The following is a 22729-nucleotide window of genomic DNA, read 5'->3' as shown; positions in this document are numbered from 1 at the left end:
GCCTGAACTGAGTGCCGATTGGTCCTGACCGCACCAATCTTGCGGCGAAACGCCTCAAATCTTCGTCATTCCGGCTTTGCCAGTTGGAATGGCGGCGCGCTTCAAGTATTGGGCCGTTATGCTTTTCTGGATTCTTGTTGCCGCAATGACGGCGGCTGTGGCCGCGCTGCTGCTTTATCCGCTCCTGCGCGGAGCGAAGGCGCTTGACGACGGGCGCGAGGGCGAGGTTGCGGTCTATCGCGACCAGCTGCGCGAGCTCGACCGCGACCTCTCCGGCGGACTGATCACGGCCGACGAAGCGGACTACGCGCGGGCCGAGATCGGCCGGCGGCTGATCGCCGTTTCGGCGGCAGGGCCGGCCGCAGCGCCGAAGGCGGCGCGCCACCATCGTTTCAGCGAGGCGTTCATCCTTCTTCTTCTGCCGCTGACGGGGCTCTGTCTTTACGTTGCGATGGGCCGGCCTGACCTGCCATCGCAACCGCTTCAGGCCCGGCTCGAAAATCCCGGCAACGACATGGCGATCCTCGTCTCCAAGGCCGAGCGGCATCTGGCGCAGAACCCTGATGACGGCAAGGGCTGGGATGTGCTGGCGCCGATCTATTTCAACGCCATGCGTATCGACGATGCCGAGAAGGCTTATCGCAACGCCATCCGACTGCTCGGGCCCAGCGCCATCCGTCTGGATGGCCTGGCGGAAACGCTGATGGCCGGTTCGAACGGGGCTATCACCGCGGATGCGCGGCAGGCGCTTGAGCAGTCGCTGGCGCTCGAGCCCGACAATCCGCGGGCAAAGTTCTACGTGGCGCTGAGCATGGAGCAGGCCGGCCAGACCGGCGAGGCGAGGGCGGCCTTCGAGGCGATCGCCAAGGAATCGCCGGCCGATGCGCCGTGGCTTCCAATGGTCAACGATCACATCGCCAAGAATGGCGGCACGCCTGATGTCGCTGCCGCTAACAAGGCGCCGGGCGGACCGACCGCGGAAGACGTGGCGGCGGCGCAAACGATGAACGCCGGCGACCAGCAGCAGATGATCCGCGGCATGGTCGAAAGCCTCGACGCCAAGCTGAAAGCCGATCCCAACAATTTCGAGGGCTGGGTGCGGCTTGTCCGCTCTTATGCCGTATTGAACGACAAGGATCGTGCTGCCGATGCGCTGAAGCGCGGGCTGGCGGCGTTTCCGGCCGATGGCGATCAAGGCAAGCAGTTGCTCGCACTGGGGCGCGAGCTGGGTGTTGCGGCAGAGGGGATGACGGAATGACGCGCAAGCAGAAGCGCCTGGCAGTGATCGGCGGCGGCATGAGTTTCATCATCGCCGCGGTGCTGCTGGTGATGTTCGCCTTCAGCCAGTCCGTTGCTTATTTCTACATGCCGGCCGATCTTGCCAAGACGCCGGTGCCGCCGGAAACGCGCATCCGTCTCGGTGGTCTGGTGGGCGAGGGCAGTGTCATCCGCGGTGTCGGCTCGACGGTCGAATTTGCAGTGACCGACGGCGGCGGCCAGCCGGTGAAGGTCAAATATACAGGCATCCTTCCCGACCTGTTCCGCGAGGGGCAGGGCGTTGTCACCGAAGGCAAGTTCGAGGCTGCCAGCCACGAGTTCATCGCCGATACGGTGCTGGCCAAGCATGACGAGAAATACATGCCGAAGGACGTTGCCGACCGCCTGAAATCGCAAGGGCTCTGGAAAGAGGGCGAGGGCGTGCAATGATCATCGAGATCGGCCATTACGCATTGGTGCTGGCGCTGGCGACGGCGGTCATTCTCTCGATCGTGCCGGTTATCGGCGCGCGCCGCCGCGACCAGGCGATGATGGATGTCGCGCCGCTCGGCTCGATCGTGCTTTTCGCGCTCGTCACCCTGTCCTTCGGCGTGCTGACCTATGCGCATGTGGTCTCCGACTTCTCGGTGAAGAACGTCTGGGAGAACTCGCATTCGCTGGTGCCGCTGATCTACAAATATTCGGGCGTCTGGGGCAATCACGAGGGATCGATGATGCTCTGGCTGCTGATCCTCGCGCTGTTCAGCGCCATGGTGGCGCTGTTCGGCCGCAATCTGCCGGATACGCTGCGCGCCAATGTCTTGTCGGTGCAGGCCTGGATCTCGGTTGCCTTCATCCTTTTCATTCTGCTGACCTCCAATCCCTTTACCCGGCTCGATCCGGCACCGGCGGAGGGCCGTGATCTCAATCCTGTGCTGCAGGATATCGGGCTCGCCATCCATCCGCCGCTGCTTTATCTCGGCTATGTCGGTTTTTCGGTCTGCTTCTCCTTTGCTGTCGCGGCGCTGATGGAAGGGCGGATCGATGCCGCCTGGGCGCGCTGGGTTCGCCCCTGGACGCTGGCCGCCTGGACCTTCCTGACGCTCGGCATCGCTATGGGCTCCTACTGGGCCTATTACGAGCTCGGCTGGGGTGGCTGGTGGTTCTGGGATCCGGTCGAGAACGCCTCCTTCATGCCCTGGCTGGCAGGGACAGCATTGCTGCACTCGGCGCTGGTCATGGAAAAGCGCGAGGCGCTGAAGATCTGGACGGTGCTCTTGGCCATCCTGACCTTCTCGCTGTCGTTGATGGGGACCTTCCTCGTTCGCTCCGGCGTGCTGACCTCGGTGCATGCCTTTGCCAGCGACCCGAGCCGCGGTGTCTTCATTCTCTGCATCCTGATGATCTTCATCGGCGGGGCGCTGTCGCTCTTTGCTTTCCGCGCGCCGCTTCTGTCGGCCGGTGGTCTCTTCGCGCCTGTGTCGCGCGAGGGCGCGCTGGTCCTGAACAACCTGATCCTGACGGTTGCCTGTGGCACGGTGCTGACGGGCACGCTCTATCCGCTGCTTCTGGAAACGCTGACCGGCGACAAGATCTCCGTTGGGCCGCCGTTCTTCAACATGACCTTCGGGCTGCTGATGATCCCGCTCTTGCTGGTGGTGCCCTTCGGGCCGCTGCTGGCCTGGAAGCGTGGTGATCTGCTCGGCGTGCTACAGCGGCTCTATGTCGTGGCGGGCCTCGCCTTCGCTGCAGCGGTGATCTTTTTCTATATCGAGCATGGCGGACCGGTTCTCTCTGTTCTCGGCCTGGCGGCAGGTCTCTTCCTGATATTCGGGGCGATCGCCGATCTCTGGTATCGTGCCGGTATCGGCAAGGTGGCAGCCAATGTTGCCTGGCGCAGGCTCTCCGGACTACCACGCTCGGCCTTCGGTACGGCGCTGGCGCACGCGGGTCTTGGGATCACCGTGCTTGGCATCGTCGCCGTCTCGACCTTTGCGACCGAGCATGTGCTGGAGTTGAAACCCGGCGAGACCACCGATGCCGGCGGCTATACGCTGCATTTCGATGGCATGCAGCCGGCAAACGGGCCGAACTACAAGGAAGACCGCGGGCATTTCAGCATCCGCCGAGGTGGCGTTGAAGTTGCCGATGTCTGGTCGGCCAAGCGCGTCTATGTCGCCCAGCAGATGCCGACGACGGAGGCCGGGATCGTGACCTTCGGGCTCAGCCAACTCTATGTCTCGCTGGGCGATCCCACCAATGATGGTGGGATTGTCGTGCGCATCTGGTGGAAGCCGTTCATTCTCTGCATCTGGGGCGGGGCGCTTGTGATGTCGCTCGGCGGGTTCGTATCGCTCAGCGACCGGCGGCTGCGGGTTGGTGCTCCCCGGCGCAAGGCCAAGGCGGTAGCGGCGATGGAGCCTGCGGAATGAAGGGCCTACTTTCTCCCTCATTCCTGTGCTTGTCACAGGAATCCAGTGCGCCCAAGTCCTTGGGCGCGGGAGAGGCCCTTTGCCGACAGGAGTCATTCACCGCGCAGACGCGCGTTGGCTGGATTCCTGTGACAAGCACAGGAATGAGGGGAGGAGAGGTTGGGCGCTCCTCTCTGTTGTCGATGTTCGCCGCACGCTTGCTGGCTATCGCCTTTCTCGCCTTGGCGCCGCTCCCCGCCTTCGCCGTGAACCCCGACGAGGTGCTCGCCGATCCCGCGATGGAGACGCGCGCGCGGACGCTGTCGGCGGAATTGCGGTGCATGGTTTGCCAGAACCAGTCGATCGACGATTCCAATGCCGAGCTGGCCAAGGATCTCCGGCTTCTGGTGCGCGAGCGCATCAAGGATGGCGACAGTGACGAGCAGGTGTTGAACTACATCGTCTCGCGCTACGGCGAATTCGTGCTGCTGAAGCCACGGTTCAGTATCCGCACAGTGTTGCTGTGGGGTGCGCCTGTGGTGCTGATCCTGGCGGGCGGCATCTCGATGCTGGTCTTTGCGCGCCGCAGGGTGGGCAAGCCGACGGGGAGCCGGCTGACGGATGACGAGCAGGCGAAGCTTGACGAGTTGCTGAGCAAGTAGCTTAGGGGCAGCTGCGAGGCGATATCCGGCGGGCCTTGGACAAAAAGTCGCGGACGGTCACAATCCCGACATTACAAATTTTTCATTGGCCGGACAGTTCGCAGTAAGGTCCCGCATCCTATATCTTCATCCATCAGCCGATCCCGACCGGGGGCCGGACCGACTAAATGATGAAGAGAAGGTGCCTATAATGTTCAAGACTCCCTCCCTTGCCACTGCGCTGAAGGCCTCGACCGTCGCAGGTCTCGCCGCCGCCGTGCTTGCCACTGGCGTGCCGCTTGAGATCACCCGTTCCTATGCCGAAGCCGTCAATGTTCAGGCGCCGGCCGTGCCGAGCTTTGCCAATGTCGTCGACGCCGTTTCGCCGGCCGTCGTTTCCGTCCGCGTCGAATCCCGCATCAAGCCGGCTTCCGACGACGGCAATGGTTTTTCCTTTGACTTCAATGGGCGCGGTTTCGACGACCTGCCTGACGATCATCCGCTGAAGCGCTTCTTCAAGCAGTTCGGCGAACAGGGTCCGAATGGCGGCGAGGGCCAGGATGGCCAGCAGCGTCCGCCGCGCCACTTCGGTGAGCGTGGTCCGGGCCCGGGCGGCCCTGGTGGTCCCGGCCGTCTGCGTCCGGTTGCCCAGGGCTCCGGCTTCTTCATCTCCGAAGACGGCTATATCGTTACCAACAACCACGTCGTTTCCGACGGCTCGGCTTTTGTCGCTGTCATGAACGACGGCACCGAGCTTGATGCCAAGCTGATCGGCAAGGATCCGCGCACCGACCTCGCCGTGCTGAAGGTCGACGGCAAGGGCAAGAAGTTCACCTATGTGAACTGGGCCGATGACAATAATGTCCGCGTCGGCGACTGGGTGGTTGCTGTCGGCAATCCGTTCGGCCTCGGCGGCACGGTGACTGCCGGTATCGTTTCGGCCCGCGGCCGCGACATCGGTTCCGGCCCTTATGACGACTATCTCCAGGTGGACGCTGCAGTGAACCGCGGCAACTCGGGTGGCCCGACCTTCAACCTCAACGGTCAGGTCGTCGGCATCAACACCGCCATCTTCTCGCCGTCGGGCGGCAGCGTCGGCATCGCCTTCGCCATTCCGGCCTCGACCGCCAAGGACGTCGTTGCCGACCTGATGAAGGACGGTACGGTTTCGCGCGGCTATCTCGGCGTGCAGATCCAGCCGGTGACCAAGGACATCGCCGACTCGCTCGGCCTTTCCGAAGCCAATGGCGCGCTCGTCGTTTCAGCTCAGGATGGAACGCCTGGCCAGAAGGCCGGCATGAAGGCTGGCGATGTCGTCACCGCCGTCAATGGCGAAACGGTCAAGGATGCCCGCGATCTCAGCCGCCGCATCGGCGCAATGCAGCCGGGCAAGAAGGTCGAAGTATCGATCTGGCGCGATGGCAAGGCACAGTCTCTGACCGTCGAGCTCGGCACGCTGCCGGCCGATCAGAAGGACGCCTCGACCGACGACAGCGACCAGCCGCAGGAACCGCAGGCACCGGCTTCCGAGAAGGCGCTTGCCGATCTCGGCCTGACGGTTGGCCCTGCCGATGACGGCAAGGGCCTGCAGATCACCAATATCGACCCGAACTCCGACGCTGCCGACAAGGGCATCAAGGCGGGCGAGAAGATTACCTCGGTGAACAACCAGGACATCACGTCTGCCGACGACGTCGTCAAGGTTCTGAACCAGGCGAAGAAGGACGGCCGCACCCGGGCGCTCTTCCAGATCCAGTCGAAGGACGGCAGCCGCTTCGTCGCCCTTCCGATCAATAGCCAAGGCTGATCCCCCACAGCCTTGACCGGCGCATCCCCATGATGCGCCCGAGACGGGAGCCGCGCACCAGCCCGCGCGGCTCCCTTCCACTCCATCCCTAGGTGGCCGCGATGACCCAAGCGCAACAGGAAGACGTATTGAGTCTTGCCGAAACGAAACCGGCAGGTAATGTCAGCCGCATGAAGATTCTGATTATCGAGGATGACCTCGAAGCTGCGGTTTACCTGACGAAAGCCTTTCGTGAGGCGGGGATCGTCGTCGATCATGCGAGCGACGGCGAGAGCGGCCTGTTCATGGGCTCGGAAAACACCTACGACGTCATCGTCATCGACCGCATGCTGCCGCGCCGCGACGGGCTTTCCGTCATCAGCGAGCTTCGCCGCAAGGCGATCCACACCCCCGTTCTCATTCTCTCCGCACTCGGCCAGGTCGACGATCGCGTCACCGGTCTGCGCGCCGGCGGCGACGACTATCTGCCGAAGCCCTATGCCTTCAGCGAGCTGCTCGCCCGCGTCGAGGTTCTCGGCCGCCGCAAGGGCACTCCGGAGCAGGATGTGGTCTACCGCGTTGGCGATCTCGAGCTCGACCGCCTGTCCCATGAAGTGCGCCGCGGCGGCAAGGAAATCCCGCTGCAGCCGCGCGAATTCCGGCTGCTCGAGTATCTGATGAAGAATGCCGGTCAGGTCGTGACCCGCACCATGCTTCTCGAAAACGTCTGGGATTACCATTTCGATCCGCAGACCAATGTCATCGACGTGCATGTCTCGCGACTGCGCTCGAAGATCGAGAAGGATTTCAGCCAGCCGCTGCTGAAGACGATCCGCGGGGCGGGTTACATGATCAAGGACGAAGGATGAACCGTTTCTGGTTTCTCTTCCGCTCTACCGCAGTCCGCCTTTCGGCCCTTTACATCCTGCTCTTCGCCATCTGCGCCGCGACGCTCGTCATCTATGTGACAGCGATGTCGCAGCGTCTGCTGACCGGCCAGATCCGCGAGGCGGTGCAGCAGGAGGTTGATCAGGTCAAGCGCGCCTATGACACTGGCGGGATCAATGCGCTGCTGCGCTCGATGGAGCGCCGGTCGCGCCAGCCGGGTGCCAATCTCTACATCATCGCCGGCCCCTCGGGCGACATCCTCGCAGGCAACGTCGCCTCGGTGCAGCCTGGCGTCTTCGAGGAGACGGGCTGGACCTCGGTGCCGTTCTTCTACCAGCGTTACGCCGAAAGCGGCCTCGACCGCCGGCATATGGCGATCGCCAATATTTTCGTGCTCGACAATGGGCTGCGTATTCTCGTTGGCCGCGACCTTGGCGAACCGGAGCGATTCCGGGTGCTGGTGCGCCAGGCGCTGATGGTGGCGCTGGCGATCATGGGCCTGGGCGCGCTGATCATCTGGTTCGGCATCGGCCGCAATGCCCTGAAGCGCATCGATCGCATGTCGGGCGCCAGCAAGAAGATCATGGCGGGCGATCTCTCTCAACGTCTGCCGGTCGGTGGCTCCGGCGACGAATTCGACCGTCTCTCGGTGTCGCTGAACACCATGCTGGAGCGTATCGAGAAGCTGAACGAGGGGCTGCGGCAGGTCTCCGACAACATCGCCCACGACCTGAAGACGCCGCTGACGCGGCTGCGCAACAAGGCGGCCGACGCGCTGGATACCGATGACGCCGAACAGCGCCGCGGTGCGCTTGAGGGCATCATCTCTGAATCCGACCAGCTGATCCGCACCTTCAACGCGCTGCTGATGATTTCCCGTGTCGAGGCGGGCTCGGCGGCTGCGGAAATGTCGACGATCGAGATTTCGGCGATCGTCGCTGATTGTGCCGAACTCTACGAGCCTGTTGCCGATGAGGCGGGGTTGACGCTGACCTCCGAGGTCGAGCCCGGCATTTCCGTGCAGGGCAATCGCGAGCTGATCGGCCAGGCGCTGTTCAATCTCATCGACAACGCGATCAAATATTCCGTCGATTGCGACGGCCATGGCCAGATTGTTATCAAGCTGGCGCGCCGGGCCGATGCGATCTGCCTTTCGGTCGCCGACCACGGTGTTGGCGTCCCCGCCGACAAGCGCGAAGCTGTCATCAAGCGTTTCGTACGGCTCGACGAAAGCCGGTCGAAGCCCGGGACAGGGCTCGGGCTTTCGCTTGTCGAGGCGGTGATGGAGCTGCATGGCGGGACGCTGGAGCTCTCCGACACCAATCCCGGCAAGGAAGAGGGTCGCGGCCTGACCGTGACGATGAGCTTCCCGGCGAAACCTGCCTGAGCCAACGCTCCTCAGACCATGCGCCGTTAAACGTATTGGCTCCTGACGCATGTGGCCCTAGGTTAAGGGCATACGGCAAAACGCGATTCCGGCGTGACGCTGCCGGGAGGTGGGATGCTGAAGAAATCGACACATCTGCTGAAGGACGCTGCAGGCGCGGCGTTGAAGCCGCTCAACCAGTCCGAACTGAAGCTGGCGATGACCGATCTAGCCGAGATCGGCCGCGAGCAGCCGGCTGTCGCCGCGATGCTGAAGGCCGGTGGTCCGCTCTGCGATTTCATCGCCGCCGCCTTCACGCTGTCGCCCTACCTCCGGGACGCCGCGAATATCGACAACGACATCCTGGCTGCGGCGATCTCCGCGCCGCTGGAGCCGCAGATCGAGGCGCTGATCAAAGAGGCGCGTGATAGCTGGCAGGCGGAGGAGGATGTGTTTCCGGCGGAATCCGTGGTGATGACCCGGCTGCGGCGGATCAAGCGCAAGGTGGCCTTCCTAGTGGCGCTGGCCGATCTCGCCCGGATATTCGACGGCCGCCAGACGACGGGTTGGCTGAGCGCTCTCGCCGAAGCATCGGTTGCCGCGGCGATCGATCATCTGCTGATGTCGGCGCATGAGAGCGGCAAGCTTGTGATCAAGGATACCGGCAAGCCGAGCGAAGGCTCGGGCCTGATCGTGCTCGGCATGGGCAAGCTCGGCGCCTCCGAACTCAACTATTCCTCCGATATCGACCTTGTCGTGTTCTTCGATGAGCAGGCGGGCATCGTGCCCGATCCTGATGATGCGATCGAGATCTTTCCGCGGCTGATGCGGCGGCTGGTGCGCATCCTGCAGGAGCGCACCGCCGATGGCTATGTATTCCGCACCGATCTCCGTCTCCGGCCGGATCCGGGATCCACACCGCTGGCGATCTCCTTCGATGCGGCGATGATCTATTACGAGGGCAGGGGGCAGAACTGGGAGCGGGCGGCTTTCATCAAGGCCAAGCCCGTCGCCGGAGACCTTGCGGCTGGCGAGGATTTTCTGCGCGGCCTGGTGCCATTCGTCTTCCGCAAATATCTCGACTATGCGGCGATTGCCGACATTCATTCGATCAAGCGGCAGATCCACGCGCACAAGGGCCACGGGGCGATTGCCGTCAAAGGGCATAATGTGAAGCTGGGGCGTGGCGGGATCCGCGAGATCGAGTTCTTCGCGCAGACGCAGCAGCTGATCGCCGGCGGGCGCATGCCGGTGCTGCGCAGCCGCGGCACCGAGGAGACGCTGGCCGAACTGACCAAGGCCAAGTGGATCGATGCGGAGACGCGCGACGAGCTCACGGATGCTTACTGGTTCCTGCGTGATGTCGAGCACCGCATCCAGATGGTGCGAGACGAGCAGACGCATCTGCTGCCGGAGACCGAAGCCGACCTGAAACGCATCGCCTTCATGATGGGCTTCAGCGACACGTCGAGTTTTTCGGAAAAGCTGGTCGATAAGCTTAGGACCGTCGAGCGGCGCTATGCGCGGCTGTTCGAACAGGAAAACAAGCTCTCGACCGACACCGGCAACCTTGTCTTCACCGGCCAGAACGACGATCCGGATACGCTGGAGACGCTGAAGAAGATGGGCTTCCAGCGCCCGTCGGATATTTCACGCATCATCCGCACCTGGCACTATGGCCGCTACAGGGCGACGCAATCGGTCGAGGCGCGCGAGCGGCTGACGGAATTGACGCCGCAGCTCCTGCGGGTTTTCGGCGAGAGCAAGAGGGYGGACGAGGCGCTGCTGCGCTTCGACAGCTTCATTTCGGGCCTCCCTTCGGGCATCCAGCTTTTCTCGCTGCTCGGCAGCAATCCGGCGCTGCTTTCGCTGATCGTCAACATTATGTCGTCGGCGCCGAAGCTTGCCGAAGTGATCGCCGCCAAGCCGCACGTCTTCGACGGCATGCTCGATCCCGGCCTGATGGCGGAACTGCCGACGCGGGATTATCTCGGCGAGCGCCTGAAGGCGTCTCTGGTGCAGGCTCGCTATTATGAAGAATTGCTCGACCGGCTGCGCATCTTTGCCGCCGAGCAACGCTTCCTGATCGGTATCCGGCTGCTGACGGGCGCCATCAATGGCGCGATGGCGGCGCGGGCCTTTACCCATCTCGCCGACCTGATCATCGAGGCAGCGCTCGACGGCGTTGTCAAAGAGGTCGAGGCGGCGCATGGGCGCTTCCCGGGCGGCAAGGTGGCCGTTGCCGGGATGGGTAAGCTCGGCAGCTTCGAGCTGACGGCGGGCTCTGACATCGACCTGATCCTGCTCTACGACTACGACGATACGGCTGGCGAATCCGACGGCGAGAAGCCGCTCGATGCGGTGCGCTATTTCACCCGCATCACCCAGCGGCTGATCGCCGCCTTTTCGGCGCCGACGGCGGAGGGCATTCTCTACGAAGTCGACATGCGGCTTCGCCCATCCGGCAACAAGGGGCCGGTGGCGACACGGATCAATTCCTTCGAGAAATACCAGCGCGAGGAAGCCTGGACCTGGGAGCACATGGCGCTCAGCCGGGCGCGGCTGATCTGCGGCGATGCGAGCTTAACGGAAGCTGCCGAGCGGATCATTTCCGATGTGCTGTCGCAGAAGCGCGATACGGCCAAGGTGGCGCGCGATGTCGGCGAGATGCGCGAGCTTATCGACAAGGAGAAGGCGCCGGAGAACGGCTGGGACCTGAAGCTCATCCCGGGGGGCGTCATCGATATCGAGTTCATCGCGCAATATCTGGCGCTGATTGCGCCCGCCAAGGGCGATGCCGTGACGGTCAACGGGCTGAACACGGGCGAGGCGCTGAAGGCGCTTGGCGGCAGGCTGATGGCGCCTGCCGATCTCGATACATGCCTTGAGGCTTTCAACCTCTACACGGAACTCTCGCAGCTGATCCGCCTCTGCATCGACGGGCTGTTCGATCCGAAGGAAGCACCATCGGGGCTGGTCGAGCTCGTCTGCCGCGCCGGCGACTGCCCGGATATCAAGACGCTGGAAAGCGAAGTGAAGCGGCTGTCGAAGGCGGTGCGCAAGATCTTTCAGGCGGTGTTGAAGACCTAGCGGATCACATCGGGAATACGGAAGGTGATGGCGGTGCCGCGGCCTTCGCGCGAACGGATGCGCATGTTGCCGCCATGCAGTGCCGCCAGCGAGCGAGAGATCGCCAGGCCAAGGCCCGAACCGCCCTTGCTCTTCGCATACTGGCTCTGCACCTGCTCGAACGGCTGGCCGATCTTCGACAGGGCCTTCCGCGGAATGCCGATGCCGGTATCGGCGATGGTGATCACCACGCCCTTGGCATCGCGGCGGGTGCGCAGTGCGATACGGCCGCCGTCGTTGGTGAACTTCACGGCGTTGGAGAGCAGGTTGAGCATGATCTGCTTCATGGCGCGGCGGTCGGCCGTCAGCGTCATGCCATCGCAGAGACGCTGCTCGATGACGATGTTCTTTTCGGCGGCCGGGATGGCCGTGAAGCGCAGGCTTTCCTCGATCAGCGGCGCAAGATCGATCGTCTCGCGATGCAGCTTCATGTGGCCGGCCTCGATCTTCGACATGTCCAAGATGTCGTTGATGACATTCAGCAGGTGTTTGCCGCTGTCGTGGATATCGCGGGCATATTCGTCGTATTTCAGCGAGCCGAGCGGGCCGAACATCTGATCCTGCAGGATTTCGGAGAAGCCGAGGATGGCGTTCAGCGGCGTGCGCAGCTCATGCGACATGTTGGCGAGGAATTCCGACTTGGCCTTGTTGGCGGCCTCGGCGCGTTCCTTTTCGGCGAGATAGTTGGCGTTGGCGACAGAGAGCGCGGCCTTCTGGTCTTCGAGCGTGGCACGGTAGGACTTGAGGTCGCCGATCGTTGCGACGTGGCGGCGCTCAGAGTCGCGCAGGCGTTCCTGGTTGCGCTTCAGAAGCGTGATGTCGGTGCCGACGGAGACCATGCCGCCGTCGCGGGTGCGGCGCTCGTTGATCTGCAGCCAACGCTCGTCGGCAAGTTGGACTTCGGCGGTGCGCGAGTGGCCGGCGCCATGCGGATCGACCATGCGGCGCTCGATCACCGGACGGGCGGCGGCGGCGTTGACGACGCTGCGCTCGGTGCCGGGAACGAGCACGCTGTCAGGAAGACCGTAGGCTTGCTGGAAATGGGCGTTGCACATCACCAGACGGTCGTTCTTGTCCCAGAGCACGAAGGCTTCCGAGGTGCACTCGATCGCATCTGCGAGGCGCTGGTCGGCTTCGGCATAGCGCTGGGCGAGGCGGTGTTGCTCGGTGACGTCCATGGCGATGCCGATCATGTGCATGCGGCCGGAATTGCTGCGGATCATCTGGGCGCGGGCGCGCATCCAGACATAGTGACCGGCGGCGTGGCGCATGCGGAAGATCTGATCGACCTGGCCGGACGTGCCCTTGGCAATCGAACGGGCGATCTCGTGCAGGCCGCCGTCCTCAGGGTGCATCAGGCGGGCCGCCTCGTTGAAGGACATCGTCTTGTCGGAGCCGGGCAGGCCGAGCATGTCGTACATCGAGCGCGACCAGAAGAATTCGCGGTTCTCGAAATCGAAATCCCAGAGGCCGCAACGGCCGCGGGACAGTGCGGTTTCGACGCGCTGGTTGGATTCGACGAATATATCGTCGGCATCGCGGGCGCGCTTCACCTGCATGTAATAGGCATAGAGGATGACGAGCAGGATCGAAGAGATGCCGGCAAACAGCGTGACATTGAGCGTCAGCTCCTCGCGCCAGAGCTTGCCGATCTGGTCGAGCGATGTGGCAGCGATGATATAGCCGCCGGACGAGCCGACGAGGCTGATCTCCGCATAATGGGGGTCGCCGCTGATCGTCGTTTCGATGACACCGGCGCGGTCGCCGAAGCGGCGGATTGCCGAGACTTCGGGGAAGAAGTCGCCGACATCGGAGCCGACATACGAAACGCCGGCTGCGGAGGCTGCAAAGACCTTGCCACTCGACTGGACCAAAAGGATGAAGGAGCCGCTGTCGAGCCGGTCCTGGGGAAGAAACTTCAAAAGCCGCGCCTGCGCTTCGGCGCCGTTACCAGCATCGAACAGGTCGTTGGCGTCGGAAAAGACGGCTGCGGCCGCGGCGGCCGAAAGCGATGTCGCATGACGGGCGGCGGCGCCCATCCGCGAATATTCCGACATCATCCCGAAGATGTGCGAGGCGGCGACAACGGACAGAAAGGCGACGATCAGCGCCGGAATGGCACGCTTCAAGATGGTTTCGACCTGTGGAAGACGCGGTGCGCCGGCCTGGCGTGCGACCGGACGAGGGCTTCGGGTGGCCTGCGGCCATGCCCGGAGCGAACCCAAATCGACACGCAGCCGTCCTTGGGCCGCAGTTGCCCGCCGCACGTTCATCATCGTGATAACCTTGATCCCTCGTGTGATTCGATGCGCCGCTCGCTCGAACCTGACTCAATGAATCATTCCTGATTCGCCGTGTCCAGAGGCAAAGGTAAAAATCTGTTAACTATTTATAAGTGCTGATTTCTTGGTGAGTCTGGCAAGGTCCGGGCGCAAGCGGCCGGACCTTGCCTTCGCAAATCACCCCTTGAGCGTCCGCTCGACGATATCGCGCACGTCGCTCGAAAGGCCAGGCGCGCGTTCGATCTCCATCAGAGCCGAACGGGCGAAATCGGCCCGCGCCGGCTCCAGTGAGCGCCAGGAGCGCATCGATGTGAGGATGCGGGCAGCCAGCTGCGGATTGCGCTGGTCGATATCGAGGATCTCGCCAGCGAGGAAGCGATAGCCCTCGCCATCGGCCCGGCCGAAGCCGGTCGGATTGGTGAAGGCGAAGGTGCCGATCAGCGACCGGACCCGGTTCGGATTGGTGCGCTTGAAGAGCGGGCTGTCCATCAGTTTCTTGACGCGATCGAGCGTCGCCGCACCCGGGATCGTCGCCTGGACCGAGAACCACTTGTCGACGACGAGGGCATTCTCCTCGAAGCGGTCGCGGAAGGCCGACAGGGCGCTGATCGCCTCGGCGCTGTCAGGGAAACGGTGCGCCAGGAGCGTCAGGGCGTGCAGCTGCTCGGTCATGTTGTTGGCGGCGTCGAAGGCGGCCTTGGCACGAACCGGCGTGTTCTCTGCGTAGGAGAGATAGGTGAGGGCGGCATTGCGCAGCGCGCGCCGTCCGGCACTCGCTGCATCCGGGCTGAAGGCGCCCGATGTCGTCATCGTCTCGAAGAGATTTGCGAAGATTGCGGCACCCTGTTCGGCCATCTGCTTCATCACCGCCTGACGGCCGGCATGGATCGCGTCGGGATCGTTATTGCCGCCGAGCTCGCGGGCGATATCGGCTTCGCTCGGAAGCGCCAGCGCCTGGGCACGGAAGGCGGGCTCCAGCGCGTCGTCGGAGGCGGCTGCGAGCAGGGCATCGACAAAGGTCTGTTCGCAGGCGACCGCCTTGCCATCACGGGCGTCGCGGGCGGCCTTGAGGAGGTTTGGCAAGGCCAGATCGGTCAGAGCCTGCCAGCGGGCGAAATGATCGGTCTCGTGGCGGGCGAGCAGTGCGAGATCGGCCGGGGCCTGATCGAAATGCAGGTTGATCGGCGCCGAGAAGCTGCGGTTGATCGACACGACCGGGCGCGAGGCGATGCCGTGGAAGACGGCGGTCTGCGTCTTGCCGGTCAGGTGCAGCACCTCGTTGGCATATTCGGCGCCTTCGACCGACTTCGGCTTGATCGCCTTGCCGCTTTCGGCAAACAGCGCCAGGCTGAGCGGGATATGCATCGGCTTCTTGTCGGCCTGGCCAGGCGTTGCAGGAACGACTTGTTCGAGCTGCAGCGTGAAGGTCTTGGCCTTGGCGTCATAGGTGCCCGAGGCCGTGACCAGCGGCGTGCCGGCCTGATGGTACCAGAGCGAGAACTGCGTGAGATCGCGCCCGCTGGCGTCCTCGAAGCACTTGACGAAATCCTCGATCGTCACCGCTTCGCCGTCATGACGCTTGAAATAGGTGTCCATGCCCTTCTTGAAGAGCTTCTTGCCGAGCAGCGTCGCGATCATGCGCGTGACTTCGCTGCCCTTCTCATAGACGGTCGTCGTGTAGAAGTTGTTGATTTCGCGGTACTTCGTCGGGCGAACGGGGTGCGCCAGCGGACCGCCGTCTTCCGGGAACTGCTCGGACTTCAGGTGGCGCACTTCGGCGATGCGCTTGACCGGACGGGAACGCTGATCCGAGGAGAACTCGTGGTCGCGATAAACCGTCAGGCCTTCCTTCAGGCACAGCTGGAACCAGTCGCGGCAGGTGATGCGGTTGCCGGTCCAGTTGTGAAAATACTCATGCGCGATGATCGCCTCGATATTGGCGTAGTCGGCATCGGTCGCGGTCTCGGGGTCGGCAAGGACGTATTTGTCGTTGAAGACGTTGAGGCCCTTGTTCTCCATGGCACCCATGTTGAAGTCGGAGACGGCGACGATCATGAAGATATCGAGATCGTATTCGCGGCCGAAGACCTCTTCGTCCCATTTCATCGAGCGCTTCAGAGCGTCCATGGCGTAAGCCGCGCGCGGCTCCTTGCCATGCTCGACATAGATCTTCAGCGCGACGTCGCGGCCGGTTTTCGTCGTAAACGTGTCTTCGATGATGCCGAGATCGCCGGCAACCAGCGCGAAGAGATAGCTCGGCTTCGGATGCGGATCGAACCAGGCGGCAAAATGCTTGCCTTCGCCATAACCGGCGCCGCCCAGGAAATTGCCATTTGACAGCAGCAACGGGTTGGCGGCCTTCTCGGCAATGATGTTGACCGTGTAGGGCGCCAGAACGTCGGGACGATCCGGAAAATAGGTGATGCGGCGGAAGCCTTCGGCCTCGCACTGCGTGCAGTAGATGCCGCCGGTGCGGTAGAGGCCCATCAGCTGGGTATTTTCGGAAGGATTGATGATCGTGGTGATCGTCAGTTCGAAAGGTTCGGTGGCCGGGAGATCGCGAACCGTGAGACCATCCGGCGTCGCAGAATATTGCGCCGCGGGCATCTCGATCTGGTCGAACAGCAGGCCGGACAGGGAAAGTTCGTCGCCGTCAAGGATCAGCGGTGCCTTCGGATCGGCGCCTTCGCGCCGGTGGAAGATCAGCCGCGACTCGACCTTGGTCTCCGTCGGGTCGAGTTCGAAGGTCAGGTCCACGCGCTCAAGCACGAAATCGGTGGGCCGGTAGTCTGCCAGGTTAATGACCTGGCCTGTGTCTGTACGCATAAGTGTTCCCTGAAGACCTTTAACGATATGACCGTGACAGGAACGGAATCCCCGCCGTAAATTTTGGGGGCGATGATTACATTAAAGTCTGAACTAAACTTAAAGCAAAGGCCACTGAGCTTTCTTTTCGGCGCCGGTGCTGGACTTTTCCTGACACTTCCTCGAATTTCGCTTTTCGCTGGAAATTTTCCCCATCACCGCCGTTCTTTCGTTACCATGCCGTCACACGCCACTGTGCCGCCGAGTCGGCGGTATCCTCCTGCCTTGGAACATCAGCCGCCAGCGAGCTTGGGAAGACATGGAATCGGTTTTGAGAAACCCGATGAGGGGGATCCTGATGAAGGTCTCGTCGGTTGTCGTCTTTCTCGGCATGCAGACCTTCATCAAGCTGGCGGGAACCGGTATCGCGCCGGGGCAGGTGACCTTCTACCGCTCGTTCTTCGCGCTGTTTCCGATCATGGCCTATCTCGCCTATCGCGGTCAGCTGAAGGCTGCTTTCTACACGGCCAATCCCGTCGGTCATGTGAAACGCGGCACGATCGGCATCATCTCGATGGGCTTCGGCTTCTACGGGCTGATGCACCTGCCGCTGCCTGAAGCGATTGCGCTGGGCTACGCCACGCCGCTGATTGCCGTCATCTTCGCTGCGGTGTTCCTGAAGGAACGTGTGCGGCTTTACCGCTGGAGCGCGGTGTTCTTCGGCATTGTCGGGGTGGCGATCGTTTCCTGGCCAAAGCTGACGCTGTTTCGCGCCGGCGGGATGGAGACGGAACAGGCGGTCGGCGCCATCTGCGTGCTGCTCTCGGCGGTACTCGCCGGTATGGCGATGATCCAGGTTCGCAAGCTGGTGGAGGAGGAGCGCACGGCGACGATCGTTCTCTACTTCTCGATGATCGCCTCACTTTGCTCCTTGCTGACGCTGCCGTTTGGCTGGTACTCGCTGGATCTCGAGACGACGCTGTTTCTCGTCGGTGCCGGCTTTTGCGGCGGAGTGGCGCAGATCCTGCTGACGGAGAGCTACCGGCATGCCGACGTCTCGACCATCGCGCCGTTCGAGTATACGTCGATTTTGCTCGGTGGCGTCATCGGCTATGTCGTCTTTGGAGACGTGCCGGGCGGCCACATGATGGTCGGCACCGCTATCGTCATCGCGGCCGGTGTCTACATCATTCACCGCGAACACCGGCTCGGTCTGGAGCGCCGAAATGCCCGGCGCGCAGGCGGCTGACCGCTTGCTGGACGGAGTTGATTCCGATCCTATTGCACCTCTCCAGCGGGAATATACTGGCGAAATTTTAGGATACCAAAGCCGCCTTGAATATGATTGATGAAGCTGACGAAGTTTCATTTATTCAAAGCCTTGCATATGCGAATGGCCACCAAAAAGGACTGAATTGTCCCGAAGGCTGGTAGCTCCGGAAGCTGGCTTGCGAGCGGGGGCGCTTATGGCATTTTCGGCTGACGAACTGGCGCACCACCCGAACTTCCTGGCTTCAATCCGGCTACTCGCGGGCGATATGCGTGGCATGTTCGATGCCGCCCCGCGTCTTGCCAGGCTTCTCGCTTCGCACCAGCGCTGGCTGCTGACCCAGACCGCCTATGCGCTAAGCCTCCAGCACGATCCCGAGGATGCATCGACAGGCTTTACCGCCGTGGCACTGACCGCGCGTATCACCGACTACAAGGTGGCGAGCCGCAACACGGTGCTGAATTTCATCGATGAACTGCTGACCTATCGCTTCATTGCCCATACGCCGGGCGAGGAACGCCGGCGGCCGCGCCATTTCGAGCCTGCCGAGGTCAGTCATCAGGCGATGTATGGATGGTTTCTGTCGAACCTGACTGCACTCGATCTAATCGATGAGGGCAACCGTGCGGCCTGTTTCCAAGCCAATCCGGAGCTGATGCGCCTTGCCCATCCGCTGATCGCGGAGAATTGCCTGCACAACGACGGCTGGCGCGAGCCGCCGGAGCAGGTGGGGTTGTTCCTCTGGACCGAGGCTGGCGGCATGGTGGTCGATCATCTGATATCGAGGATCGATCTGCAGAGTTGCGACGGCGAGCGCTACAGCGTCGGACGCATCGAGACGCGCAATCTGGCAGGCGATTTCATGATGTCGCGGACGCATCTGCAGCGGCTGTTTGCCAAGGCCGTCCAGCAGGGATGCCTCGGCTGGTACGACGAGCCGAAGAAGACACAGCTTTGGCTTTCCAAGGCGTTTCTGCAGAATTATTGCGGCTGGCAGGCGATCAAGTTCGCCTATGTCGATCAGGCTTTCGAATTTGCGAAGACGCAGATCGAGCAGGATCCCGTCAGGTTTGCCGTCTGCGCCTAGAGCGCGATCGCGGCAATGTCCTTGACCGGCGTCGCGGGCTCGCCGCCGCTAAGCTCGCGCTCATATTCCTTCGCAGCACAGACCGCGGCACGAATGTGCTCGATGGTTTCGATATTGCGAAGCAGCGAGATGATGACGGCAGACATGCTAAACTCCATCCGCGCGCCCTGTTGGGCGGCGCGGTAACTCAGTATTCCTGGAAGTCGGCGAAGATCGCAGCTGGACGCGTCGTGCGTCCGGTGATGCCGGTGCCGCGGGCGATCATCTGTTCGTTGGTTGCGAAGCCGAGACGGCTATAGCCTTGCGTGGTGCGGATCGGGCCGCCGGCGAGGCGCAGGGTTTCAAACCCGCAGTGTATTGGACGAAAACGTGTGTTCATTGCCTTGGTTCCTGTCAGATTCCTCCCAAGACACGAGTATATATTGCAGCGCAGCATTGATTCTGCAATGCACCTAAATGAGACGCAGGCATGCGCCTGGCGCATGGGTTCATTCATAAAATCTTTAAGATTGGCTATTTTGTAATCAGATCGAGGTCGCGCAGTTTCTGCTGAAACGCTAAAAGATCGTTCCAGGCCAAGCGCTTATTGACCGGTGCGGTCAGCAAGTCCTGCGGATGCAATGTGGCCAGCGCCGGAACTGTCAGGGTGCCTGCACCGATTTCCTTCCACTGGCCGCGCAGGCCATGAATGGTGTCCGTCTCGCCGAAAAAGACGCGAGCCGCGAAATTTCCGAGGAGCAGGATGGCTTTCGGCTCCGCCAGAGCGATCTGCCGCTCGATGAAGGGTCGGCAGATATCCATCTCCGCCGCCGACGGCACACGGTTGCCGGGCGGCCGCCAGGGGATGACCTGGGTCAGCAGGATGCTGGAACGGTCCAGGCCGATCGCTGCGAGCATCTTGTCGAGCAGCGCACCGGGGCGGCCTGCAAAGGGCTGTCCTTCGCGATCATCCTCGGCGCTTGGCGCCGATCCGATCACCATGATGCCGCGCGCCGCATCGCCGGTCGCAAAGATGGTCGAGCGGGCGCTGTGTTTCAGATTGCAGCCGTTGAAGGCTTCGAGCGCGGTTTTCAGTTCGGCGAGCGAGCGGGCGCTTTCGGCGGCAAAGCGCGCCTGCTGCACGGCTTCACCGTCCGGAATGGCAGGCTGAGGCCTCGACGCTGAAGATGCTGCCGCGGCCGGCGCCTGGCGCTGCGGTGCCGCCCGTTCCTGAGGCTGCGGCTGGCTTGACGGAGCGGATTGCTGCGGGGCGGTGGCGCGTCTCGCCGCCTTCATCGCTTCGAATTCGGCGAAGCGATCGACGGCCTCCTCTTCCAGCAGCCACTCGACGCCCGCATCCGCATGGAAATGCAGAAGCGCTGCGAGCTCGGCCGGGGAGAGGTCGTTTGCGGAGATCATCTGGCGACCTTAGCGGAGCGGCAGCACCAATGAAAGTGCTGCCAACGGCCGGGCGGCCTATTGCACAGTCCATTGCGAAATGTCGTCACGTTCGCCGATCAGCGCGAGACCGTGAGCGATTGACAGCAGCTCGCCGCCGCTCTCGATCTTGTCCCTGTCGAAGCGCTCGGTGAAAATCCGCCGCACGGCTGGTACGAAGGATGTGCCGCCGGTGAGGAAGACCTTGTCGATAGTTTCCGCCTTGGTCTGCGTCTTCTCCAGCACGTCATCAAGCGCGCCTTCGATGCGGCTGAGATCGTCGGCGATCCAGGTTTCGAAATCCTTGCGCTTGACGGTGCGCTGTCCGCCGCGGCCAAGCGGCGCGAAGTCGAAGGCCGCTTCTTCTTCGGCGGAGAGTGCCATCTTCGTCGCCGACACCGCCTGGTAGAGCGGGTAGCCCTCGTCGTGATCGACGAGATCGACGAAGATTTCCAGCTTCTCGGGCTCGAGCGCGGTACGCACCAGCTTTCTCAGGTCTTCGAACTCGCGCGAGGTCTTGAAGATCGACAGCTGGTTCCAGCGGCCGAAGCTGGAATAGTAGTTCGACGGCACCTCAAGGATCTTGTCGAAGCTCTTGAAATGACTCCCCTTGCCGATCTGTGGCGCGACGACATTGTCGATCATGCGGTAGTCGAAGTGATCGCCGGCGATGCCGACGCCGGAATGGCCGATCGGCGTGGCGGTGAGCTTGCCGGCAATGGTTTCAAAGCGGATCAGCGAATAGTCCGTCGTACCGCCGCCGAAGTCGGCGACCAGCACGGTGGCGTCGGACGTCAGGTTCTGCGCAAAGTAGAAGGCGGCTGCGACCGGTTCGTAGACATAGTGGATTTCAGGAAAGCCGAAGCGCGACAGCGCCTCGTTGTAGCGGTCCGTCGCCAATGCGGGATCGGCGGAGGCGCCGGCAAAATGCACCGGGCGGCCGGCGACGATGCGGCTGACGTCGGACGGCCAGTTGTCGCCGGCATAGCCGCGAAGCCGCCGGATGAAGACTTCCATCAGGTCTTCGAAGCTCTGGCGCTTGCCGTAGATCAGCGTGCCCTGGAAGAGGGCGCTGGCGGCAAAGGTCTTGATCGACTGCAGGAAGCGGCAGTCGCCGGGATTGTCGATGAACTGGCGGATCGCTGCCGCGCCCGCTTCGACCTTGAGCGCCGAAGCGCCGAGCTGCGCGTCCTTCATGAAGGAGAGGGCGGTTCGCATGCTGTCGGCCGTGCCTGCCGCGCTGGTGAAACTCATCGAATGCGTCGCATTGGCGCCATCCGCCATTGCCAGAACCGTATTGGTCGTGCCGAAATCAAGCCCGAGCGCCCGTGCCATGGCCGTGCTCCTTCAATATCCGTCAAAATGTCTTGGACCGGGAACCAGCCCGGATGCGAAAAGGGCGGCGCATCTGCGCGCCCTGCGAATTCTTGAGAGCGCGGGTGATCGCATAGGACGGCGGCGAAAGCAACCCGCAGAATCAGGCCGAAGCGGCTGTCTGCGTCTCCTCCGACATCTGTTGCATCCATCTGCGAAAGGTCTCCATCGCCGGCGTCACCGGCCGCGATTTCAGGCGGGTCAGCCAGTAGCTGCCCTTGGAGATATAAACAGGGAAAGGCTGCTCGATTTCGCCGGCCGCCAGTTGCCGCGAGAACATCAACGGCGGGGCGAGCGCCACACCCGCGCCCTGCATCGCTGCCTCGACCATCAGTACCGACGAATCGAAGACCAGTCCGAGGATCGGTGGCGGCTCGACGCCTGCGGCCTCGAACCAGCTTGGCCATTCGTCGGTGCGGTAGGAGCGCAGCAGCGTCTGCCGGGCAACGTCGTCAGGGGTTTTCAGTGTGCGGGCGATCGGTGGAATGCAGAGCACGGAGAGCGGTGCCTCGAACAGCGCTTCGGCTTCGATATCGTGCCAGGCGCCGTTTCCGAAGCGGATCGCGTAGTCGAGGCCTTCGGCGGCGATATCCACCCGGTTGTTGTTGGTCGAAAGCCGGAGATCGATATAGGGAAACTTCGCCCGGAAGTCGGCCAACCGCGGCAGCAGCCAGCCGACCGCCAGCGTGCCGACCGCGCCGAGCTTCAGCACCTCGCGCAGCTGCCCGCCCTCGAAACGCTCCAGCATGTCGGCCATCCGATCGAAGGATTCGCGCAGCACCGGTAGCAGCGCCAGTCCCTCCTCGGTGATCATCAACCCTCGCGGCAGGCGGCGGAAGAGGGTGACACCGAGGCGCTGCTCCAGAAGCTTCACCTGATGGCTGACGGCGGCCTGCGTGACGCAGAGTTCGATGGCAGCGCGGGTAAAACTCAGATGTCGGGAAGCTGCCTCGAAAGCGCGCAGGGCGTTGAGGGGAAGGTAGGGTCGAACCATGAGATGGCCTAATTCAATTCATG

General features: G+C 62.7%; 17 protein-coding genes. 10 read left to right on the top strand and 7 right to left on the bottom strand.

What is annotated here, in order from left to right:
* Positions 1–118 precede the first annotated feature (118 nt).
* From ccmI to AC1DIJ_RS26990, 8 genes are all read left to right on the top strand, one after another.
* Positions 119–1258 carry a c-type cytochrome biogenesis protein CcmI gene (gene ccmI, locus AC1DIJ_RS27025; RefSeq protein ID WP_112390798.1) on the top strand — a complete coding sequence of 380 codons (1140 nt, stop codon included), beginning with the start codon at positions 119–121 and terminating at the stop codon, positions 1256–1258.
* A complete protein-coding gene (gene ccmE / locus AC1DIJ_RS27020; RefSeq protein WP_112390726.1) occupies positions 1255–1707 on the top strand; it encodes a cytochrome c maturation protein CcmE in 453 nt (150 codons plus the stop codon). Before ccmI ends, ccmE begins: the two co-directional genes overlap by 4 nt.
* Positions 1704–3689 (top strand): heme lyase CcmF/NrfE family subunit, encoded by a 1986-nt coding sequence (locus AC1DIJ_RS27015; RefSeq protein WP_112446102.1) that lies wholly within the window; start codon positions 1704–1706, stop codon positions 3687–3689. The genes ccmE and AC1DIJ_RS27015 overlap by 4 nt, the downstream gene beginning before the upstream one ends.
* A 182-nt stretch (positions 3690–3871) precedes the next feature.
* Positions 3872–4330: a cytochrome c-type biogenesis protein gene (locus tag AC1DIJ_RS27010; RefSeq protein ID WP_477831679.1), complete on the top strand. Its 459-nt coding sequence runs from the start codon at positions 3872–3874 to the stop codon at positions 4328–4330.
* A 190-nt stretch (positions 4331–4520) separates the two neighbouring features.
* Positions 4521–6116 (top strand): Do family serine endopeptidase, encoded by a 1596-nt coding sequence (locus AC1DIJ_RS27005; protein ID WP_112390728.1) that lies wholly within the window; start codon positions 4521–4523, stop codon positions 6114–6116.
* 101 nt (positions 6117–6217) lie between these two features.
* Entirely contained in the window at positions 6218–6964 is a 747-nt protein-coding gene (locus AC1DIJ_RS27000; protein ID WP_112390729.1) for a response regulator transcription factor, read from the top strand.
* A complete protein-coding gene (locus AC1DIJ_RS26995; protein ID WP_112390730.1) occupies positions 6961–8370 on the top strand; it encodes a sensor histidine kinase in 1410 nt (469 codons plus the stop codon). Before AC1DIJ_RS27000 ends, AC1DIJ_RS26995 begins: the two co-directional genes overlap by 4 nt.
* Before the next feature lie 114 nt (positions 8371–8484).
* The gene (locus AC1DIJ_RS26990; RefSeq protein ID WP_477831676.1) at positions 8485–11439 is read left to right on the top strand and encodes a bifunctional [glutamine synthetase] adenylyltransferase/[glutamine synthetase]-adenylyl-L-tyrosine phosphorylase; all 2955 of its coding nucleotides are present in this window, start codon (positions 8485–8487) and stop codon (positions 11437–11439) included.
* Here AC1DIJ_RS26990 and AC1DIJ_RS26985 read toward each other — a convergent pair.
* On the bottom strand, positions 11436–13754 hold the full coding sequence (locus tag AC1DIJ_RS26985) for a sensor histidine kinase (RefSeq protein WP_112390732.1): 2319 nt from the start codon (positions 13752–13754) through the stop codon (positions 11436–11438). The two genes, AC1DIJ_RS26990 and AC1DIJ_RS26985, sit on opposite strands and share 4 nt — an antisense overlap.
* A 183-nt stretch (positions 13755–13937) precedes the next feature.
* On the bottom strand, positions 13938–16586 hold the full coding sequence (gene pepN, locus AC1DIJ_RS26980) for an aminopeptidase N (protein WP_112446103.1): 2649 nt from the start codon (positions 16584–16586) through the stop codon (positions 13938–13940).
* Between the two features lie 298 nt (positions 16587–16884).
* Between pepN and AC1DIJ_RS26975 the strand changes: the two genes are divergently transcribed.
* Together AC1DIJ_RS26975 and AC1DIJ_RS26970 are read left to right on the top strand one after the other, a co-directional pair.
* The gene (locus AC1DIJ_RS26975) at positions 16885–17814 is read left to right on the top strand and encodes a DMT family transporter (protein ID WP_112390734.1); all 930 of its coding nucleotides are present in this window, start codon (positions 16885–16887) and stop codon (positions 17812–17814) included.
* A gap of 217 nt (positions 17815–18031) precedes the next feature.
* A complete protein-coding gene (locus AC1DIJ_RS26970) occupies positions 18032–18922 on the top strand; it encodes a hypothetical protein (protein ID WP_310297798.1) in 891 nt (296 codons plus the stop codon).
* On the opposite strand, the gene AC1DIJ_RS26965 is transcribed toward AC1DIJ_RS26970, so the two are convergent.
* The 5 genes from AC1DIJ_RS26965 to AC1DIJ_RS26945 all read right to left on the bottom strand — a co-directional run bounded on the left by AC1DIJ_RS26965 (position 18919) and on the right by AC1DIJ_RS26945 (position 22706).
* Positions 18919–19068: a hypothetical protein gene (locus AC1DIJ_RS26965; RefSeq protein ID WP_310297801.1), complete on the bottom strand. Its 150-nt coding sequence runs from the start codon at positions 19066–19068 to the stop codon at positions 18919–18921. The genes AC1DIJ_RS26970 and AC1DIJ_RS26965 overlap by 4 nt on opposite strands.
* Before the next feature lie 41 nt (positions 19069–19109).
* Positions 19110–19301, bottom strand: a complete 192-nt coding sequence (locus AC1DIJ_RS26960; RefSeq protein ID WP_112390736.1) for a hypothetical protein — start codon at positions 19299–19301, stop codon at positions 19110–19112.
* A 134-nt stretch (positions 19302–19435) separates the two neighbouring features.
* On the bottom strand, positions 19436–20320 hold the full coding sequence (locus tag AC1DIJ_RS26955; protein ID WP_112390737.1) for a uracil-DNA glycosylase: 885 nt from the start codon (positions 20318–20320) through the stop codon (positions 19436–19438).
* 57 nt (positions 20321–20377) lie between these two features.
* Complete coding sequence (locus tag AC1DIJ_RS26950) at positions 20378–21673, bottom strand: Hsp70 family protein (RefSeq protein WP_112390738.1); 1296 nt, start codon at positions 21671–21673, stop codon at positions 20378–20380.
* Positions 21674–21815: 142 nt separating this feature from the next.
* Complete coding sequence (locus tag AC1DIJ_RS26945) at positions 21816–22706, bottom strand: LysR family transcriptional regulator (protein ID WP_112390739.1); 891 nt, start codon at positions 22704–22706, stop codon at positions 21816–21818.
* Positions 22707–22729: the final 23 nt, after the last annotated feature.

The organism is Rhizobium sp. 10N427, from assembly GCF_056394605.1.
This window is presented reverse-complemented; position numbering and strand designations above follow the sequence as displayed.

Bases quoted from the DNA above. Each gene is read 5' to 3' on its own strand.
- AC1DIJ_RS27010 (WP_477831679.1), top strand. From the start codon at position 3,872: ATGTTCGCCGCACGCTTGCTGGCTATCGCCTTTCTCGCCTTGGCGCCG.
- AC1DIJ_RS26970 (WP_310297798.1), top strand. From the start codon at position 18,032: ATGGCATTTTCGGCTGACGAACTGGCGCACCACCCGAACTTCCTGGCT.
- AC1DIJ_RS26950 (WP_112390738.1), bottom strand. From the start codon at position 21,673: ATGGCACGGGCGCTCGGGCTTGATTTCGGCACGACCAATACGGTTCTG.
- ccmI (WP_112390798.1), top strand. From the start codon at position 119: ATGCTTTTCTGGATTCTTGTTGCCGCAATGACGGCGGCTGTGGCCGCG.
- ccmE (WP_112390726.1), top strand. From the start codon at position 1,255: ATGACGCGCAAGCAGAAGCGCCTGGCAGTGATCGGCGGCGGCATGAGT.
- AC1DIJ_RS26995 (WP_112390730.1), top strand. From the start codon at position 6,961: ATGAACCGTTTCTGGTTTCTCTTCCGCTCTACCGCAGTCCGCCTTTCG.
- AC1DIJ_RS26965 (WP_310297801.1), bottom strand. From the start codon at position 19,068: ATGTCTGCCGTCATCATCTCGCTGCTTCGCAATATCGAAACCATCGAG.
- AC1DIJ_RS27000 (WP_112390729.1), top strand. From the start codon at position 6,218: ATGACCCAAGCGCAACAGGAAGACGTATTGAGTCTTGCCGAAACGAAA.
- AC1DIJ_RS26975 (WP_112390734.1), top strand. From the start codon at position 16,885: ATGGAATCGGTTTTGAGAAACCCGATGAGGGGGATCCTGATGAAGGTC.
- AC1DIJ_RS26955 (WP_112390737.1), bottom strand. From the start codon at position 20,320: ATGATCTCCGCAAACGACCTCTCCCCGGCCGAGCTCGCAGCGCTTCTG.
- AC1DIJ_RS26985 (WP_112390732.1), bottom strand. From the start codon at position 13,754: ATGATGAACGTGCGGCGGGCAACTGCGGCCCAAGGACGGCTGCGTGTC.
- pepN (WP_112446103.1), bottom strand. From the start codon at position 16,586: ATGCGTACAGACACAGGCCAGGTCATTAACCTGGCAGACTACCGGCCC.
- AC1DIJ_RS26960 (WP_112390736.1), bottom strand. From the start codon at position 19,301: ATGAACACACGTTTTCGTCCAATACACTGCGGGTTTGAAACCCTGCGC.
- AC1DIJ_RS27005 (WP_112390728.1), top strand. From the start codon at position 4,521: ATGTTCAAGACTCCCTCCCTTGCCACTGCGCTGAAGGCCTCGACCGTC.
- AC1DIJ_RS26945 (WP_112390739.1), bottom strand. From the start codon at position 22,706: ATGGTTCGACCCTACCTTCCCCTCAACGCCCTGCGCGCTTTCGAGGCA.
- AC1DIJ_RS27015 (WP_112446102.1), top strand. From the start codon at position 1,704: ATGATCATCGAGATCGGCCATTACGCATTGGTGCTGGCGCTGGCGACG.